Source organism: Variovorax sp. AC194, assembly GCF_979257995.1.
Window position 1 is genome coordinate 2,427,201 of sequence record NZ_OZ409823.1, and the last position, 14,444, is coordinate 2,441,644.

Genomic DNA, 14,444 nt, shown 5'->3' on the forward strand with positions numbered 1-14,444 from the left:
GAGACCCCGCGAAACGTGAGCACCGCAGGTTGCCCGCAGCGAAGCGAAGGGTCGCAGACAGCAGGGTCGCCTTTTCTTTGCTTACGTTCTTTTGGCGAAGCAAAAGAAAGTAAGTCGCCCGCCGGGGCGAGACCCGGCCTCGGAAAAAAACCACCTCAATAACGTTCATACATCCCCGAAGAAATCACGCAAGCCAAGCAACGGCACAATACCCAAGCCCCGTGCGCCAGCGATCAGGCCACCGCAACGGCCAGCTCCCCCCGCACCACTCCCCCGGAGATCAGTTTATGAAAGCAACCTGGAACGGCGTCACCATCGCCGAAAGCGACGACACCGTGCTCGTCGAAGGCAACCACTACTTCCCGATGAGTTCGCTCAACCGCGATCACGTCACCTTCAGCAACCACAAGACCACCTGCCCCTGGAAGGGCACTGCGAGCTACTACTCGCTGCTGGTCAACGGCGAGCTCAACACCGACGCCGCCTGGTACTACGCAGACCCGAAGCCCGAAGCCGAGGAAATTCGCGACCGCGTCGCGTTCTGGAAGGATGTGAAGGTCGCCGCGTGACCACCGCCGCCTTCACGCCGCCCTTCATCGATCCTGCCGAACTGCCCGCCGCGCTGCGCGAACAGGGCTACGCGGTGCTCAGCCCGCAGGGCGTGAGCGACTGGCTCGGCGCACCGCTCGCGCAGCTCGAGGCGCTGCACGCGGACTGGAACGACCTTCCGCCCGACGAGTACCTGAAGGACGGCGGCCGCTACCGCACGCGGCGCCATGCCTGCTTCACCGTCGAGGCCGACGACAACGCCACACTGCAGCAGGTGCCGCACCGCGCGCACTGGCAGCCGGTCGAATACAACGCGCTGCACGGCGGCATGCAGCGCTGGTTCGCGCCGATGCTCGCGGAGACCATCGTGCAGCCGGTGTGGCAGCGGCTGCTGCAGCACCTGGGTACCGCGGCGAGCGAGATGCGCGGCGCGCCGCAAAAATGGTTCGTCGAGGCGCACCAGTTCCGCATCGACACCGCAGGCGGCATCGGTCGCCCGACCCCCGAAGGCGCGCACCGCGACGGCGTCGATCTCGTGGCCGTCGCACTGGTCGGCCGCCAGGGCATCAAGGGCGGCGAGACGCGCGTGTTCGAGGCCAACGGCCGGCGCGGCGAGCGCTTCACCATGACCGAGCCGTGGACGCTGCTCGTGCTCGACGATGCACGCGTCATTCACGAATCCACGCCGATCCAGCCGCTCGAAGAGGGCGGCGCGGGCTGGCGCGATACGCTCGTGATCACCTGCCGATCTCAGGGTTTCCAGGGCGATTGACGTCCGTTGGCGGTACTTTGGGTGCCGCTGGCCCGAGTCCTACAGCCGCCCACCGGTGTAGCGGTTAAATTCGGGACCCGGTTCGACTTCGAGCCGTGTCTGTCTGCGAACGAAAGCGAGGTCCGCCATGTTCAATCACATCCTGGTTCCCATCGACGGTTCTGAAACTTCCATGCTCGCCGTCAGCAAGGCCAGTGGCCTCGCACTGGCTTTCGGAAGCCGCATCACGCTGATCCACGTGATCGACAACTACCCCTTCATCGGCGTGGGCGCGGACTATGCGCTCGGCCAGAACGAATACCTCGCCGCCGCCACCGCGAGCGCGAATGCGGCCCTCGCACGCGGCGTGGCCGCATTGGCCGCCGAAGGCCTGCACAGCGACCAGCGCGTCATCGACGGGCACGTGGTGCACGAAGGCATCGTGGACACGGCCATCGCCATCGCGGCCGACCTGATCGTGATGGGCTCGCACGGCCGCAGCGGCATCGAGAAGCTGCTGCTGGGCAGCGTCACGCAGCGCGTGCTGCAGGACGCAACGATGCCGGTGCTCGTGGTCAAGGGCGGCTGAGCGAGAAGCCTGAAGGAGTCTCGAAGCGAAGGGGCCGCTGCGTCGCCGGGTGCACGAAGGCCAACTCGCTCGCATGCAGCATCAGGCGCGGCGCACGCGCCTGCACCGCGGCATCGCCATACAACGCATCGCCAAGAATCGGATGACCGATCGACAGCAGGTGCACGCGCAGCTGGTGCGAGCGGCCCGTCTCGGGTTCGAGCAGCACATGAGTCGCGCTGATTTCTCCCTGCACCGATGACGCGAGCGCACGCCAGCGCGTGAGGCTGGGCTTGCCCGCGGGGTCGGTCTTCTGCAGGGGCCTGCGCGGCCAGTCGGCCATCAGCGGCGCATCGATGACCGACCAGTCCTCGCGCACGGGCATCGCGCCATCGACGATGGCTTCGTAGCGCTTGTGCACCTGCCGGTCGGCAAAGGCCGCGCTCAATGCGCGCTGCATGTCCAGGCTGCGCGCCATCACCACGAGGCCGCTGGTGGCCATGTCCAGGCGGTGCACGACGAGCGCATCGGGCCATTGGCGCATCGCGCGGGCGCTCAGGCAGTCCTGCTTGTCGTCGCCGCGGCCGGGCACGCAGAGCAGGCCCGCGGGCTTCTCCAGCACCAGCAGGTGGGCGTCTTCGTGAATCGGTTGCAGCGGCGGCGCGGTCATGGAGCAAGCGAGTGTAGAGAGGGCGCGAAGGGCAGGGCAGAGCAGGGCTGCGCGGGGCATTGCGCCTTGCTAACGGGCGGCTCACGGCGCCTGGGCTATCCTCGACGCACAATGTCCGGCCCCGCTTCCGCCTCCGCTTCCTCCCCCCAGCCCAGCTTTTCCGACCTGACGCGCGAGCGCCCCTTCATGCACATGTGGACGGCGCGGCTCTTCGGCACCGCCGCCTCGCAGATGCTGCTGGTGGCCATCGGCTGGCACATGTACGAGCTCACCAGCAGCGCCTGGGACCTGGGCCTCGTCGGGCTCTACCAGTTCGTTCCCGCGCTGCTGCTGGCGCTGCTGGCCGGGCACATCGTGGACCGCCACCACCGCGGCCGCATCGTGGCGGCGTGCTTCGCGGTGCAGGGGCTCGTGGGCCTCGTGCTGCTGCTGGCCGTGCTGGAGAAGCACGACACGCGCGGCCTGCTGCTCGGGCTCTCGCTGGTGCTGGGCGCGGTGCGCGCCTTCCAGATGCCGGCGCAGCAGGCGTTGACGCCCCTCCTGGTGCCGCCCTCGATGCTCGCGCGGGCCATGGCCTTCAGTTCGGCCGGCATGCAGGGCGCGATCATCGGCGGTCCGGCGCTCGGCGGGCTCTTGTTCGTGGCGGGCATGTCGGTGGTGTACGGCGCGAGCGTGGCGTTCTTCGTCGTCGCCTGCGTGCTGGTGCTGCGGCTGCGCTATGCCTACACGCCGGCCGCGCGCGAGCCGGTCACGTTGTCCACGGTGTTCGCGGGCGTCGATTTCATCTGGAAGCGCAAGCCCGTGCTCGGCGCCGTCTCGCTCGACCTGTTCGCGGTGCTGCTGGGCGGCGCGGTGGCGCTGCTGCCGATCTATGCCAAGGACATCCTGCACACCGGCCCCTGGGGGCTCGGCCTCTTGCGCGGGGCGCCCGCGGTGGGGGCGCTGGTGATGTCGATCGCGCTCACGCGGCGGCCGGTCGAGCGGCACGTGGGGCGCACGCTGCTCCTGGCCATCGGGCTCTTCGGCCTGTGCATGGTGGTGTTCGGCATTTCGAAGAGCTTCATCGTCTCGCTCATCGCGCTCGCGGTGTCGGGCGGGGCGGACATGGTCAACGTGGTGATCCGCCAGACGCTGGTGCAGCTGGAGACGCCCGATGCGATGCGCGGGCGGGTGAGCGCGGTCAACTCGATCTTCATCGGCGCGAGCAACCAGCTGGGCGAATTCGAATCGGGCGCCACGGCCGCGCTGCTCGGGCCCGTCGGGTCGGTGGTGGTGGGCGGCGTGGGAACGATGCTGGTGGCGCTGACGTGGTTCAAGCTGTTCCCCTCGCTCGCGCAGCGCGATCGCCTCGTGGTGGCGATGCCCGCCGGCGGCAGGCCGGTCGCGCCCGTCGCGCCCAGCAAGTCCGCCGGGCCGGTCTAGAAAACCGAAAAGGCTTTCGGCGCGTCGAGCGTGAGGTCGTCCAGCGCCTCGGCCACGCAGGGCAGGATCCAGCCCTCGTCCTTTTCGTCGGCGCTCAGGCCGGGCCATTCGATGATGTGGCGCACATGGCCCGACACCAGCTGGCAGATGCAGGTGCGGCAGGTGCCGTTGCGGCAGGAGCTCGGCAGTTCGATGCCAGCCGCCTCGGCCGCTTTCAAAAGCGTGGTGCCCGGTTCGGTCTCGAAGCCGAGGCCCGAGGGCGCGAGGCGGACTTTCATTCCCCGGGCGGCTGTTGTTGCTGCTGCTGCTCGCGGCGCTGTTCGCGCAGCATGAAGAGATAAAGGCTCTCGACCTTCTCGCGCGCCCACGGCGTCTTGCGCAGGAACTTGAGGCTGGAGCCCACGCTCGGGTCGATCTGGAAGCAACGGATGGGAACGAGCTCGCCGAGTTGTTCCCAGCCGTACCAGTCGGCCAGCGAGGTGACGATGGCCTCCAGCGTGAGCCCGTGCAGCGGGTTGCGGGGTTGCGCTGGTTTGGCCGGGGCCTCCGGTGGGGGCCCGGCCGGTGCCTCGTCGGTCACTTGTTCTTGAGCTTGCCGCGCGGAATCACCGCCGTGGTGATCGTGCGGACCGGCTCGATGCCGCCGGTGCCCACGGGCTTGGGCGGCGAGGTGTCCTTCTTCGGTTTCTTGGCTTCCTTGGTGCTGCGTTGCTGACTCTTTGCCATGACTTTTCTCCAGTTGATGCTACGGATGCAGCGGGCAGTTTAGCGGTGCGGCGACAATAGCCGGTTCCATCCGATTTCCTGCATTCATGTCCGATTACGAAGTTCGCCCCGCCACGATGCGCGACGCCAAGGCCGTCGCCGAAGTCCATGCCCTGGCCGCCAAGGCCGCCTACGAAGGCATCCTCCCCGAAGAAGAGCTGCGCACGCTGGCCCCGGCCACCCGCGAAGCCAAGTGGCGCGAAGCCATCGAATACAGCGAGCCGCAGGTGCAGGTGGCCACGCTGGACGGCGAGATCGTCGGCTTCGTCGGCTTCGACCGCTCGCGCGACCCCAAGACGCCGTCCACCACGGGCGAGATCTGGGCCATTTACGTCAAGCCCGAGCACTGGGGCAAGGGCGTGGGCGTCGCCCTCTGGGACGCCGCGCGCGAGGGCCTCGAGGAAGAGGGCTGCACCACGGTCACCATCTGGGTGCCCATTCGCAACGACCGCGCCATGCGCTTTCACGAACTCGCGGGCTTCAAGCGCGAGATGAAGACCGCCAAGACCACGCTGCTGGGCACCGTGCGCATCGAAGAGATCCGCCTCAAGCGCACCGTCGCCTGACCGCATGACGACGCCGACCGCGCCGGACGCCGGCCACAGCAACCACGCGGCGCGGGTGCTCGCGCACCAGCGCCGCACGACCCTCGTGCAATGGATTCGCCGCACGCACGGCTGGTTCGGCCTCTGGGGCGCGGTGCTGGGGCTCCTGTTCGGCTTCAGCGGCATCTGGCTCAACCACCGCAACGTGCTCAAGCTGCCGCAGGCCCAGGAGCGCACACGCGCCCAGCTGGCGCTGCCCGATCCGGTGCCCGCAACGCCCGAGGCGATGAGCCAGTGGCTGCAGGGCGCGCTGCGCATGAGCGGCCCGCCCAATTCATCGCGCATCGAGCCGGCGAAGCCCGTGGCTTGGGCCGACAAGAGCGACAAGACCGCGCCTGCGCTCACGCAGCCAGCGCACTGGGTCTTCAACTTCGGCGGGCCCAACGAGACCGTGCAGGCCGACTACTGGCAGGGCAATCGCTCGGTCGGCGTCAACACCACGCACAACGGCTTCGTCGCCACGCTCACCAGCATGCACAAGGGCGGCGGCATGCCGCTCGCGTGGATCCTGCTGGTGGACACGCTGGCCGGCAGCCTGATCTTCCTGTCGCTCTCGGGCGTGGCGCTGTGGATGCTCACGCACCGCCGCCGCCGCGTGGGGCTCGCGCTGTTCGGCGCGTCGCTGGCCGCGGTGCTGGCCATCGCGCTCAGCGCGCTCTGACCGGCGGCGCGCAGGCTGCCGCATACGGTTATTGCGCGCGCGCGCAGCCGCTGCGGCTAAGCTCGCCGCTTCTTTTTCAGACTGACCTTTTCACATGGCCACCAGCCTGCTCCTGCTGCTCGACGACATCGCGACCGTTCTGGACGACGTGTCGATCCTCACCAAAGTCGCCGCCAAGAAGACGGCCGGCGTGCTCGGCGACGACCTCGCGCTCAACGCGCAGCAGGTCTCCGGCGTCAGGGCCGAGCGCGAGATCCCGGTGGTCTGGGCGGTCTGCAAGGGCTCGTTCATCAACAAGGCCATCCTGGTGCCCGCGGCGCTGGCCATCGGCACCTGGCTGCCGTGGCTGGTGACGCCCCTCCTGATGGTCGGCGGCGCCTTCCTCTGCTTCGAGGGCGCCGAAAAGCTCGCGCACAAGTTCCTGCACAAGAAGGAACACGAAGCCGACACAGAACGTCACGAGAATGCCGTGGCCGACGAGGCGGTGGACGTGGTGGCGATCGAGAAGGACAAGATCAAGGGTGCCGTGCGCACCGACTTCATCCTCTCGGCCGAAATCATCGCGATCACGCTGGGCACCGTGCAGGGCCAGCCGTTCACCACGCAGCTGAGCGTGCTGGTGGGCATCGCGCTGATCATGACCATCGGCGTCTACGGCCTGGTGGCCGGCATCGTGAAGCTCGACGACGCGGGCCTCTACCTGAGCCAGCGCGCGAGCGCCGCCGCCCGGGCCCTGGGCCGCGGCATCCTGGCCACCGCGCCCTGGCTCATGAAGGCGCTGTCGGTGGCCGGCACGGCCGCCATGTTCCTCGTGGGCGGCGGCATCCTGGTGCACGGCGTGCCCGCGTTCGGCCATGCGGTCGAAGACTGGGCCAAGGCCACGGGCGGCGTGTTCGGCACGCTGGGCTCGATGGGCGTGAACGCCGTCGTGGGTCTGGTCGCCGGCGCGATCGTGCTGGCGGTCGTGGAGCTCGTGGGCAAGCTGCGCGGCAAGAAGGGCTGAGCCGGCTGCCGCACACGCGCTGCGCTCGCCGAAACCCGCCGCAAGGCGGATTTTCTTTTATGGGCGCTGCTTGTTGCGCTGGAACAGCCCGACGCCGACCAGCGCCACCCCCAGCACCAGCGCGAACCAGCCGACCAGATAAGCGCCCGCCACCATCTCGAACCAGCGCGTGCCCTGCAGGAAGCGCGGCGCCAGCAGGACGGCGGCGCCGATGACCAGGCAGAGGATGCCGCGTTCGAGCGTGCGGAGGGTGCGTTGGGATTTGGCCATGGCTTGTCGTTTCAATCGGTCGGGGCAGTGAGGCGGGCGGTCAGTGCGTCATTGTCCCGCGCATCGCCGCCGGGTGGCCCTGCAACGGAACCGACTTCCCCGTCGGCACCAGCGTGTCGCCATCGACGCGCAGGATCGTGATGTCCTGGTCGATGAAATTCCCCACGTAGAGGTACTTGCCGTCCGCGCTCCACACCGCGCCTTCGGGCAGGCCGCGCACCACCACCTCGTTGGCGCGCGTGACCTTCTTGCCGTCGATCTTGAGCAGCACCACCGAGCCGTTGCGGTTGTAGAAGTAGGCGTTCTTGGCCGAGTTGCTGCCGCGCAGGATCACCGCCACCGCATGCTTTCCGGTCGGGCTCACGGCCAGGCCTTCGGGGCCGTCGCCGACCACCACCTTGTCGATCACGCGCGGCGGCGCGGCTTCCATGTCGATCACGCTGACCGTGTCGACCTGCCCGTCCGATGCGCCCGAGTTGCCGTTGTCGGCCGTGAGCGCGAGCTTGCCGTCGGGCGTCACGTCCACGTTGTAGGGCCACAGGCCCGCCGCGAGGTCGACCTTGTTGTAACTGACCTTCTCGCCGTTCACCTCGAGCAGCGCGATCTTGTGGGTCGGGAATTTGGTCGCCAACGCGCGCTTGCCATCGGGCGTGAAACGCACGTGCGCCACCGAATCGTTCATGGCCACGGTGTCGATGAGCGTCACCTTCTTGCCCGCGATGCGCAGCACGCTCACCGAGTTGTCGGCGCGGTTGGCCACCAGCGCGAGCGTGCCCGCGCGGTTGATCGACAAGCCCGAGGGCTGCTTGCCGACTGCGAGCGTGTCGATCAATTTCGGCGGCGTCGCGGTCAGGTCGATCACGAAGAGGCGGTTGTCGGGCACCTGTTTCCTCACGCCGTTTTCCTCGACCACGTTGAGCGAGTTGGCAACGAGCGCGAGCGTTTCGCCGGGCGTGATCGCGAGGTTCGTCGGTGGGCCGGCGATGGTGTTGTCCAGCTGCAGCGTGCCGACGGCTTTCGGCGCGAGCGGCTCGGTGCCGATGTCGAGCACCTGCACCGTGTCGCGCCCCATGGGGCCGAGGATGACGGCGCCCGCATCGTTCCACGATTGTTTCTCGTCGTTGGCCACGATCATCAACTGGCGCTGCGGCACGGTGGGGGTGAGGTTGGTGCAGCCCGAAATCGCTGCAAGAACGGCGAGGGCGAGGGCAGCCGGCGCGGCTGAGTGGAACTTCATGGCGTTGTCTCCGTTGTTGTGTGTCGTTGTCGCGCGGGCCTTGCGGCCGCAGCGCATCGTAGCGGCACAATCGTGCGGCCCAACCTCCGAGAGCCACCCGCATGACCATCGAGATATCCAAGGAAGCGCGCCAGCAGGCCATCGCCTCGATCGAGCGCTACTTCATCGAGAACATGGAAGAGAAGATCGGCAACATCGCCGCCGGCGCGCTGCTCGGCTTCTTCCTGGAGGAGGTCGGCCCCATCGTCTACAACAAGGCGGTGGCCGAGGTGCAGGAGCGGCTGCAGTCGCGCATCTCCGAAGTCGATCTCGAAGTGCACGAGGACGAGTTCCAGTACTGGCGCAAGTTCGACAGGCAGAAAAAGGGCAAGTAGGCCCGGGCGTCGCGCGCACGCATCGCCTGGCATTCAAAGATGCTTCCAAACGTTGCAGAATCCCAAGCCATGCAACTCCACCGCCCGACCACCCGCCTTTCGCCTTCCTCGCTGCTGCGCACCCTGGTCTTCGTGCCGCTCGTGCTGGCCGCATCCCTCGCCGCCGCCCAGCAGGAGCCGCCCTCGGCGTTTCCCCTGGACGCCGCCGGCTACCTGAACGAGGAACTGCCGCGCATGGAGGCCGCCATCGCCGCCAGGGACCGCAGCTTCTTCCACGGCGCGATGGTCCGCACGGTGCAGTTCTCCGAACGCTGGGGCTTCAAGGTGAAGGCCAATCCGGACCTCGCGGCCTACCCGATGTGCACTTCGGCGGTGATGGACTACGTGGTCGTCGGCATGTGCAGGCTCACGCCCGGCGACGAGGCCTGCGAGCCCGGCCTCGCACCACGTTTCGATGCCAATGTGCAGCGCTGCCGCGAAGTGGCGGCGCGAAAATAGTCTTCCGATCTTTTCAACGAAGAAGAAAGTCCTCGTCCTTTCGGACAAGGGACGGAGACACCATGGACTACACCCGCTACCAGACCCTCGCCATCACCCGCCGCGGCGCCAACGGCACCGTGCTCGACATCCAGATGCGCGCGGCCAACGGCAAACTGCCCACCGCCGGCCATGATGGCCACCGCGAGCTCGCCGAGATCTGGCGCGACATCTCGGCCGACGACACGGTGCGCTGTGCGGTGCTGCGGGGCGAGGGCCTGGGCTTCTCGGGCGGCGGCGACCTCTCGCTGGTGCAGGACATGGCCACCGACGACGCCATCCGCCAGCGCGTGTGGAAAGAGGCGCGCGACCTCGTCTACAACATCATCAATTGCGACAAGCCCATCGTGAGCGCGATGCACGGCCCGGCCGTGGGTGCGGGGCTGGTGGCCGGCCTGCTCGCCGACATTTCCATCGCCACGAAGACCGCGAAGATCGTCGACGGCCACACGCGCCTGGGCGTGGCGGCGGGCGACCATGCGGCGATCGTCTGGCCGCTCCTGTGCGGCATGGCCAAGGCCAAGTACCACCTGCTGCTGTGCGAGCCGGTGAGCGGCGAGGAGGCCGAGCGCATCGGGCTGGTGTCGCTCGCCGTGGAAGAGGCCGACCTCCTGCCGCGCGCCTACGAAGTGGCCGACCGGCTCGCGGCCGGCAGCCAGAGCGCGATCCGCTTCACCAAGTACGCGCTCAACAACTGGCTGCGCCAGGCCGGCCCGACCTTCGACGCCTCGCTCGCGCTCGAATTCATGGGCTTCGCGGGCGCCGACGTGCGCGAGGGCGTGGCGTCGCTGCGCGAGCGGCGCGCGCCGAACTTCGGCTGAAGTCCGGCTTGCCGCGTCAGGCCTTCTTCAGGCCTTCTTCAGGCCTTGCAGCGTCTGCAGCAGCACGACGCGCGTCTGCCCGAGCACCATGCCCTTCCACTCGTCGTTGTCGCAGTAGAACGCGTCGCGCAGCCCCTGGCGGATCTCGCGCTTCTGCGCTTGCGGCGCCTCGGGGTGGCGGCGCAGCCAGGTGTCGGCGCGCAGGCGCGTGAGCACCTCGCCATCGGGCAGCGTGCCGAATTCGAGGCCCATCGGCGCGATGCTCGCGTTCGGGCATTCGTCGTACGCGATCGACACCACGGGTCCCGACACGTCGGCCGAAGCCGAGTCGCCCGCGAAGGGCGCGAACACGTCGGCGCCCCACCACGCATGTGCCTGCGCAAGATCGGCGGGCGTGTTGCGGCCCGGGTAGATCTTCTCGCCGTGGCCGTAGGGGCCGAGGCCGGTGTGGATGTCGATCCAGCCGATGTGCGTGGCCGAGGCCGCGTACTTGCGCAGGATGGCGCGCATCGTGCCGTTGCTCCACGAGGGCGCGGTGCCGCCGTAGAAGAGGCCATCGGGCGACACGTACTGGCCTTTGGTGACGGCCGCGCGGAAGGCGCGCATGCCGTGCTTCTCGACATAGGCGGCCACAGCCACTTCATCGGCCGGCGTCGGCGGCCAGGTGGTGGTCAGCACCAGCGGCTCGACGTCGGCGTACTCCGCGTTCACCGGCAGCGGCGCGTTGAAGTCGATGTGGTTGCGGTTCAGGTCGATGTTGTCTTCGTTCGTGCGGTGCAGGTGCGAAAACCCGTGCGGGTTGACCGCATGCACCAGCAGCAGCGCCACGCCGGCCTGTTCGAGCCGGGAGATCAGGTCGGCGTCGTGCAGCGTCGCCACCTGCGCGCCCGAGCCGCAGAAGCCCTCGGGGCCGTGCGTGCCGGAGGTGACGAGCAGCAGCTTCTTCGCGTCCTTCGCGCCGATCAGCGCCACGTCGGTGGCGAGTTCCTCGCCGAGCGCACCGCGGTGCGCGGGATGCACGAACGATTCGATGGCCGCGCCGCGCTGGGCCGCGGCCTCGAGGAACTTGGCGCGGGCTTCGACATACGTGCCTGAGAAGTGGCGCGTGGCGGCGGTGGGTTGTGCTTGCATGTGGGCTCCTGTGCGGAAATCGTGGGAATGTTTTTCAGGCCGGCGCGTGGGCGCCTGCGGCATCGATGTCGCGCCCCGTATGGTCGCGCAGCCAGATCAGGCCGAGCAGCGAGATCACCGTCATCGCCACGAGGTACCACGCCGGCGCGAGCTTGCTGCCGGTGGCGCTGACCAGCCAGGTGCTGATGAAGGGCGCAAAGCCCCCGAAGAGCGCCACGCCCACGCTGTAGACCAGCGACATGCCGCTTGCGCGCACGCGCTTTGGAAACATCTCCGGCAGCATCGTGATGCCCGGCACCGTCTGCACCACCAGGCCGATGCTCAGCACGCCGAGCACGGTGAACAGCACCGCGGGCGTGGGCGAGGCGTTGAGCCACAGGAAGCCCGGGTAGATCAGGATCGCCATCACGACGCGGCTCCAGAAGATGAGCGTCTTGCGGCCCACGATGTCCGAGAGCTTGCCCACGAACGGCGCGAACGCGAACGAAATCAGCCCCGTGAGCGCCGCGCCGAAGAGCGCCACCGAGGGCGTGAGGCCCAGCTCGCGCACGGCATACGTGGGCATGTAGAAGGTCACCACATACGCAGCCGTGGTGCCGCCGACGATCGCCAAAATTGCGGCCAGCACCGTCTTGCCGTGCTGCGTGCAGACGATCTTCAGGCTGCTCTCGCGCGGCGCGGCCGCCTGTTCGGGCGAGACGTGCAGCGACTCTTCGAGGTGGCGGCGGATGTACATGCCCACCGGCGCGATCAGCATGCCGATGACGAAAGGCACGCGCCAGCCCCAGCTCTGCATCGCCTCGGGCGTGAGTGAGAAGGTGAGCGCGCCCACCACGATGGCGCCGAGCATCACGCCCAGGCCCTGGCTGGCGAACTGCCAGCTCGCCATGTAGCCGCGGTTGGCGGGCGTGGCGTGCTCCACCAGCAGCGTCGTCGATGCGCCCACTTCGCCGCCGGCCGAGAAGCCCTGGATGAGCCGCGCGAGCACGATGACGATCGGCGCCGCGACGCCGATGGCCGCGTAGGTCGGCGTGAACGCGATGAGCGCGCAGCCCAGCGCCATGAGGAAGATGGTGAGCGTCATGGCTTTCTTCCGGCCCGCGCGGTCGGCGTACGCGCCGATCACGATGCCGCCGAGCGGCCGCATGATGAAGCCGACGCCGAAGCTCGCCACCGTCAGCAGCAGCTGGCCGTACGAATTGAAGGTCGGAAAGAAGAGCTTGCCGATCACCAGCGCCAGGAACCCGTAGACCGTGAAGTCGAAGAACTCGAGCCCGTTGCCGATGGTGGTGGCGACGATGGTCTGACGCCGGCGGGCGGAGGAGGGCTGCGTCTGCGTCGGCGTCGACGTATGGGGGATGCTCATGTCTCTCCAGGTGTGCTTTGGTGTGATCTGGTTGGAAGGTGGTGCGACCGCGGCGGATGCTAGAGACTCGCTGGTGTCATGAAAAGACAATAATTGGGCGATAACGATAACTTTAGGTTGTCATGAACAACGTCCGATAAAGCGCCCGATGAAACCCAACCAGTTGCACGCCTTCGTCGCGGTGGTCGAGCAGATGAGCATCCGCGCCGCCGCGCGCGTGCTGGGGCTCTCGCAGCCCGCGGTGACCAAGATCGTGCGCGAACTGGAGCGCGAGGTCGGCGCGCCGCTGGTGGAGCGCAGCGTCAAGGGCGTGCGGCTCACCGAGTTCGGCCAGGCCTTCGCGCCGCGCGCGCGGCTGCTGCTGGCCGACATGCAGCGCGCCCGCGACGAGATCGCGCAGATCCGCGATGGCGCGACCGGCTCGGTGTCGATGGCCGTGAGCGCCTCGTTCGCGCTCACCGTGCTGCCCGCGGCGTTCAAGGACTTCCACACGCGCCTGCCCGCGGTCGACGTGCAATTCAGCGAGGCGGTGCTGCCCTGGATGCTCGCGCGGCTGCGCGACGGCTACCTCGATTTCGCCGTGGCCCACGTGGTGCCCGGCACGCTCGATGCGCAGTTCGAGGCGCTCGAGCTCTTCCCGGTGCAACTGGTGGTGGGCATGCGCGATCGCCATCCGCTGCGGGGCGCGCGCTCGCTGCACGACCTGTACGGCGGCGAATGGATCCTGCCGGGCGACGACCATGGCGGGGGCGATTCGGTGTCGCCGCTCTTCACCCCGCTGGGCCTGCCGCCGCCGGCCCGCATCATCCAGGGGCAATCGGTCACGGTGGCGCTGGGGCTGGTGGGGCACATGGACCTGATCGGCCTCTTCGTCGAGCCGCTGGTCAAGCTCACGTTCAAGCGGCACGGCATCCGGCGCATCGACGTGGTGGAGACGCTGCCGGTGCTGAACGTGTGCGTGGTGCGGCGAAGGGGCCAGTTGCCGACGCCGGCGGCGCAGCATTTCATCGAGTGCATCCAGCGCGCCTCTGCGGCTGCGATGGGCGGCTAGCCTGGCGGGAAATCGATGCCCGCTTCGCCCGCTTCGCCCGTTTTCCACGGCGCGTACTTGGGCATGGCGCGGGCGAACAGCTCCGATGCGGTCCATGCGGACAGCCAGGCGTGCAGGCGAGGCCAGGGCTGGGCATCGAACCATGCGGCATCGACCATCGCGAACTGGCGCACGAAGGGCATGAGGGCCGCATCGGCCAGGGTCGCGTGCGTGCCCGCCAGATGCGGCGAGGCCGAGAGCCGGGCTTCGAGATCGCGCAGGAATGCCGCGCCGCGCTCGCGCGCCGCATGCGCCGTGTCGTCGAATCGATTGGGGTATTTGTAGCGGTCGAGCTGCGGCTTGAAGTCGCCGTCGCACGCGGCCACCAATGCGAGCAGGTCGTCGATGGTGCCGGCATCGGGTTGCAGCCAGCGCTGCGGATCGTTGCGGCGCAGGGCCCACAGCATGATGTCCAGGCTCTGTTCAAACACCGCGCCGTCGGCCATCACCAGCACGGGCACGGTGCCCTTGGGCGAGGCGGCCAGCATCTCGGCGGGCTTGTCGCGCAGCACGATCTCGCGCAGCGCGCAACGGGTGTCGCTCGCGATCAACGCGAGCCTGGCGCGCATCGCATAGGGGCAGCGTCGGAACGAATAGAGAACGGGGAGGGCGGTGGAAGGCATG

General features: G+C 68.3%; 20 protein-coding genes. 11 read left to right on the forward strand and 9 right to left on the reverse strand.

What is annotated here, in order from left to right; translation table 11 throughout:
- The first annotated feature begins 287 nt into the window (after positions 1 to 287).
- The 3 genes from ACZYRS_RS11755 (at position 288) to ACZYRS_RS11765 (ending at position 1,889) form a co-directional block, all read left to right on the forward strand.
- Positions 288 to 569 carry a DUF427 domain-containing protein gene (locus ACZYRS_RS11755; protein WP_198787219.1) on the forward strand — a complete coding sequence of 94 codons (282 nt, stop codon included), beginning with the start codon at positions 288 to 290 and terminating at the stop codon, positions 567 to 569.
- A complete protein-coding gene (locus tag ACZYRS_RS11760) occupies positions 566 to 1,321 on the forward strand; it encodes a 2OG-Fe dioxygenase family protein (protein ID WP_463419409.1) in 756 nt (251 codons plus the stop codon). Before ACZYRS_RS11755 ends, ACZYRS_RS11760 begins: the two co-directional genes overlap by 4 nt.
- Before the next feature lie 127 nt (positions 1,322 to 1,448).
- Positions 1,449 to 1,889: a universal stress protein gene (locus ACZYRS_RS11765; protein ID WP_013542598.1), complete on the forward strand. Its 441-nt coding sequence runs from the start codon at positions 1,449 to 1,451 to the stop codon at positions 1,887 to 1,889.
- On the opposite strand, the gene ACZYRS_RS11770 is transcribed toward ACZYRS_RS11765, so the two are convergent.
- Positions 1,876 to 2,538 (reverse strand): RluA family pseudouridine synthase, encoded by a 663-nt coding sequence (locus ACZYRS_RS11770; protein WP_463419410.1) that lies wholly within the window; start codon positions 2,536 to 2,538, stop codon positions 1,876 to 1,878. The two genes, ACZYRS_RS11765 and ACZYRS_RS11770, sit on opposite strands and share 14 nt — an antisense overlap.
- A 111-nt stretch (positions 2,539 to 2,649) precedes the next feature.
- Here ACZYRS_RS11770 and ACZYRS_RS11775 point away from each other — a divergent pair, with 111 nt between their 5' ends.
- A complete protein-coding gene (locus ACZYRS_RS11775) occupies positions 2,650 to 3,960 on the forward strand; it encodes an MFS transporter (protein WP_463419411.1) in 1,311 nt (436 codons plus the stop codon).
- Here ACZYRS_RS11775 and ACZYRS_RS11780 read toward each other — a convergent pair.
- The 3 genes from ACZYRS_RS11780 to ACZYRS_RS11790 are packed head-to-tail and all read right to left on the reverse strand — an operon-like array spanning position 3,957 to position 4,686.
- Entirely contained in the window at positions 3,957 to 4,238 is a 282-nt protein-coding gene (locus ACZYRS_RS11780) for a 2Fe-2S iron-sulfur cluster-binding protein (protein WP_093431029.1), read from the reverse strand. The genes ACZYRS_RS11775 and ACZYRS_RS11780 overlap by 4 nt on opposite strands.
- Positions 4,235 to 4,540, reverse strand: a complete 306-nt coding sequence (locus ACZYRS_RS11785; protein ID WP_463419412.1) for a VF530 family protein — start codon at positions 4,538 to 4,540, stop codon at positions 4,235 to 4,237. Before ACZYRS_RS11785 ends, ACZYRS_RS11780 begins: the two co-directional genes overlap by 4 nt.
- Entirely contained in the window at positions 4,537 to 4,686 is a 150-nt protein-coding gene (locus ACZYRS_RS11790) for a hypothetical protein (protein ID WP_013542593.1), read from the reverse strand. Before ACZYRS_RS11790 ends, ACZYRS_RS11785 begins: the two co-directional genes overlap by 4 nt.
- 86 nt (positions 4,687 to 4,772) lie before the next feature.
- Between ACZYRS_RS11790 and ACZYRS_RS11795 the strand changes: the two genes are divergently transcribed.
- The 3 genes from ACZYRS_RS11795 (at position 4,773) to ACZYRS_RS11805 (ending at position 6,994) form a co-directional block, all read left to right on the forward strand.
- Complete coding sequence (locus ACZYRS_RS11795) at positions 4,773 to 5,291, forward strand: N-acetyltransferase family protein (RefSeq protein ID WP_463419413.1); 519 nt, start codon at positions 4,773 to 4,775, stop codon at positions 5,289 to 5,291.
- A gap of 4 nt (positions 5,292 to 5,295) precedes the next feature.
- Entirely contained in the window at positions 5,296 to 5,991 is a 696-nt protein-coding gene (locus tag ACZYRS_RS11800) for a PepSY-associated TM helix domain-containing protein (protein ID WP_463419414.1), read from the forward strand.
- A gap of 94 nt (positions 5,992 to 6,085) precedes the next feature.
- A complete protein-coding gene (locus tag ACZYRS_RS11805; RefSeq protein ID WP_463419415.1) occupies positions 6,086 to 6,994 on the forward strand; it encodes a DUF808 domain-containing protein in 909 nt (302 codons plus the stop codon).
- A gap of 57 nt (positions 6,995 to 7,051) precedes the next feature.
- On the opposite strand, the gene ACZYRS_RS11810 is transcribed toward ACZYRS_RS11805, so the two are convergent.
- Positions 7,052 to 7,264 (reverse strand): hypothetical protein, encoded by a 213-nt coding sequence (locus tag ACZYRS_RS11810; RefSeq protein WP_463419416.1) that lies wholly within the window; start codon positions 7,262 to 7,264, stop codon positions 7,052 to 7,054.
- Positions 7,265 to 7,304: 40 nt separating this feature from the next.
- Positions 7,305 to 8,501 carry a lactonase family protein gene (locus tag ACZYRS_RS11815; RefSeq protein ID WP_463419417.1) on the reverse strand — a complete coding sequence of 399 codons (1,197 nt, stop codon included), beginning with the start codon at positions 8,499 to 8,501 and terminating at the stop codon, positions 7,305 to 7,307.
- Positions 8,502 to 8,602: 101 nt separating this feature from the next.
- Between ACZYRS_RS11815 and ACZYRS_RS11820 the strand changes: the two genes are divergently transcribed.
- From ACZYRS_RS11820 to ACZYRS_RS11830, 3 genes are all read left to right on the forward strand, one after another.
- The gene (locus ACZYRS_RS11820) at positions 8,603 to 8,875 is read left to right on the forward strand and encodes a DUF2164 domain-containing protein (RefSeq protein ID WP_198787230.1); all 273 of its coding nucleotides are present in this window, start codon (positions 8,603 to 8,605) and stop codon (positions 8,873 to 8,875) included.
- A 69-nt stretch (positions 8,876 to 8,944) separates the two neighbouring features.
- Positions 8,945 to 9,373 (forward strand): hypothetical protein, encoded by a 429-nt coding sequence (locus tag ACZYRS_RS11825; protein WP_198787231.1) that lies wholly within the window; start codon positions 8,945 to 8,947, stop codon positions 9,371 to 9,373.
- A 62-nt stretch (positions 9,374 to 9,435) separates the two neighbouring features.
- Positions 9,436 to 10,233 (forward strand): enoyl-CoA hydratase/isomerase family protein, encoded by a 798-nt coding sequence (locus tag ACZYRS_RS11830; protein WP_198787232.1) that lies wholly within the window; start codon positions 9,436 to 9,438, stop codon positions 10,231 to 10,233.
- Positions 10,234 to 10,260: 27 nt separating this feature from the next.
- On the opposite strand, the gene ACZYRS_RS11835 is transcribed toward ACZYRS_RS11830, so the two are convergent.
- Complete coding sequence (locus ACZYRS_RS11835) at positions 10,261 to 11,364, reverse strand: M14 family metallopeptidase (RefSeq protein WP_463419418.1); 1,104 nt, start codon at positions 11,362 to 11,364, stop codon at positions 10,261 to 10,263.
- 34 nt (positions 11,365 to 11,398) lie between these two features.
- On the reverse strand, positions 11,399 to 12,730 hold the full coding sequence (locus ACZYRS_RS11840; protein WP_198787234.1) for an MFS transporter: 1,332 nt from the start codon (positions 12,728 to 12,730) through the stop codon (positions 11,399 to 11,401).
- 148 nt (positions 12,731 to 12,878) lie between these two features.
- On the opposite strand from ACZYRS_RS11840, the gene ACZYRS_RS11845 reads away from it, so the two are divergent.
- Entirely contained in the window at positions 12,879 to 13,781 is a 903-nt protein-coding gene (locus ACZYRS_RS11845; protein ID WP_463419419.1) for a LysR substrate-binding domain-containing protein, read from the forward strand.
- On the opposite strand, the gene ACZYRS_RS11850 is transcribed toward ACZYRS_RS11845, so the two are convergent.
- Positions 13,778 to 14,443 carry a glutathione S-transferase gene (locus ACZYRS_RS11850; RefSeq protein WP_463419420.1) on the reverse strand — a complete coding sequence of 222 codons (666 nt, stop codon included), beginning with the start codon at positions 14,441 to 14,443 and terminating at the stop codon, positions 13,778 to 13,780. The two genes, ACZYRS_RS11845 and ACZYRS_RS11850, sit on opposite strands and share 4 nt — an antisense overlap.
- Position 14,444: the final 1 nt, after the last annotated feature.

Excerpts from the sequence above, each read along its gene's own strand:
- ACZYRS_RS11825 (WP_198787231.1), top strand. The coding sequence starts at position 8,945 with ATGCAACTCCACCGCCCGACCACCCGCCTTTCGCCTTCCTCGCTGCTG.
- ACZYRS_RS11795 (WP_463419413.1), top strand. The coding sequence starts at position 4,773 with ATGTCCGATTACGAAGTTCGCCCCGCCACGATGCGCGACGCCAAGGCC.
- ACZYRS_RS11830 (WP_198787232.1), top strand. The coding sequence starts at position 9,436 with ATGGACTACACCCGCTACCAGACCCTCGCCATCACCCGCCGCGGCGCC.
- ACZYRS_RS11780 (WP_093431029.1), bottom strand. The coding sequence starts at position 4,238 with ATGAAAGTCCGCCTCGCGCCCTCGGGCCTCGGCTTCGAGACCGAACCG.
- ACZYRS_RS11800 (WP_463419414.1), top strand. The coding sequence starts at position 5,296 with ATGACGACGCCGACCGCGCCGGACGCCGGCCACAGCAACCACGCGGCG.
- ACZYRS_RS11850 (WP_463419420.1), bottom strand. The coding sequence starts at position 14,443 with ATGCCTTCCACCGCCCTCCCCGTTCTCTATTCGTTCCGACGCTGCCCC.
- ACZYRS_RS11755 (WP_198787219.1), top strand. The coding sequence starts at position 288 with ATGAAAGCAACCTGGAACGGCGTCACCATCGCCGAAAGCGACGACACC.
- ACZYRS_RS11765 (WP_013542598.1), top strand. The coding sequence starts at position 1,449 with ATGTTCAATCACATCCTGGTTCCCATCGACGGTTCTGAAACTTCCATG.
- ACZYRS_RS11810 (WP_463419416.1), bottom strand. The coding sequence starts at position 7,264 with ATGGCCAAATCCCAACGCACCCTCCGCACGCTCGAACGCGGCATCCTC.
- ACZYRS_RS11820 (WP_198787230.1), top strand. The coding sequence starts at position 8,603 with ATGACCATCGAGATATCCAAGGAAGCGCGCCAGCAGGCCATCGCCTCG.
- ACZYRS_RS11835 (WP_463419418.1), bottom strand. The coding sequence starts at position 11,364 with ATGCAAGCACAACCCACCGCCGCCACGCGCCACTTCTCAGGCACGTAT.
- ACZYRS_RS11840 (WP_198787234.1), bottom strand. The coding sequence starts at position 12,730 with ATGAGCATCCCCCATACGTCGACGCCGACGCAGACGCAGCCCTCCTCC.
- ACZYRS_RS11770 (WP_463419410.1), bottom strand. The coding sequence starts at position 2,538 with ATGACCGCGCCGCCGCTGCAACCGATTCACGAAGACGCCCACCTGCTG.
- ACZYRS_RS11845 (WP_463419419.1), top strand. The coding sequence starts at position 12,879 with ATGAAACCCAACCAGTTGCACGCCTTCGTCGCGGTGGTCGAGCAGATG.
- ACZYRS_RS11790 (WP_013542593.1), bottom strand. The coding sequence starts at position 4,686 with ATGGCAAAGAGTCAGCAACGCAGCACCAAGGAAGCCAAGAAACCGAAG.
- ACZYRS_RS11815 (WP_463419417.1), bottom strand. The coding sequence starts at position 8,501 with ATGAAGTTCCACTCAGCCGCGCCGGCTGCCCTCGCCCTCGCCGTTCTT.
- ACZYRS_RS11775 (WP_463419411.1), top strand. The coding sequence starts at position 2,650 with ATGTCCGGCCCCGCTTCCGCCTCCGCTTCCTCCCCCCAGCCCAGCTTT.
- ACZYRS_RS11805 (WP_463419415.1), top strand. The coding sequence starts at position 6,086 with ATGGCCACCAGCCTGCTCCTGCTGCTCGACGACATCGCGACCGTTCTG.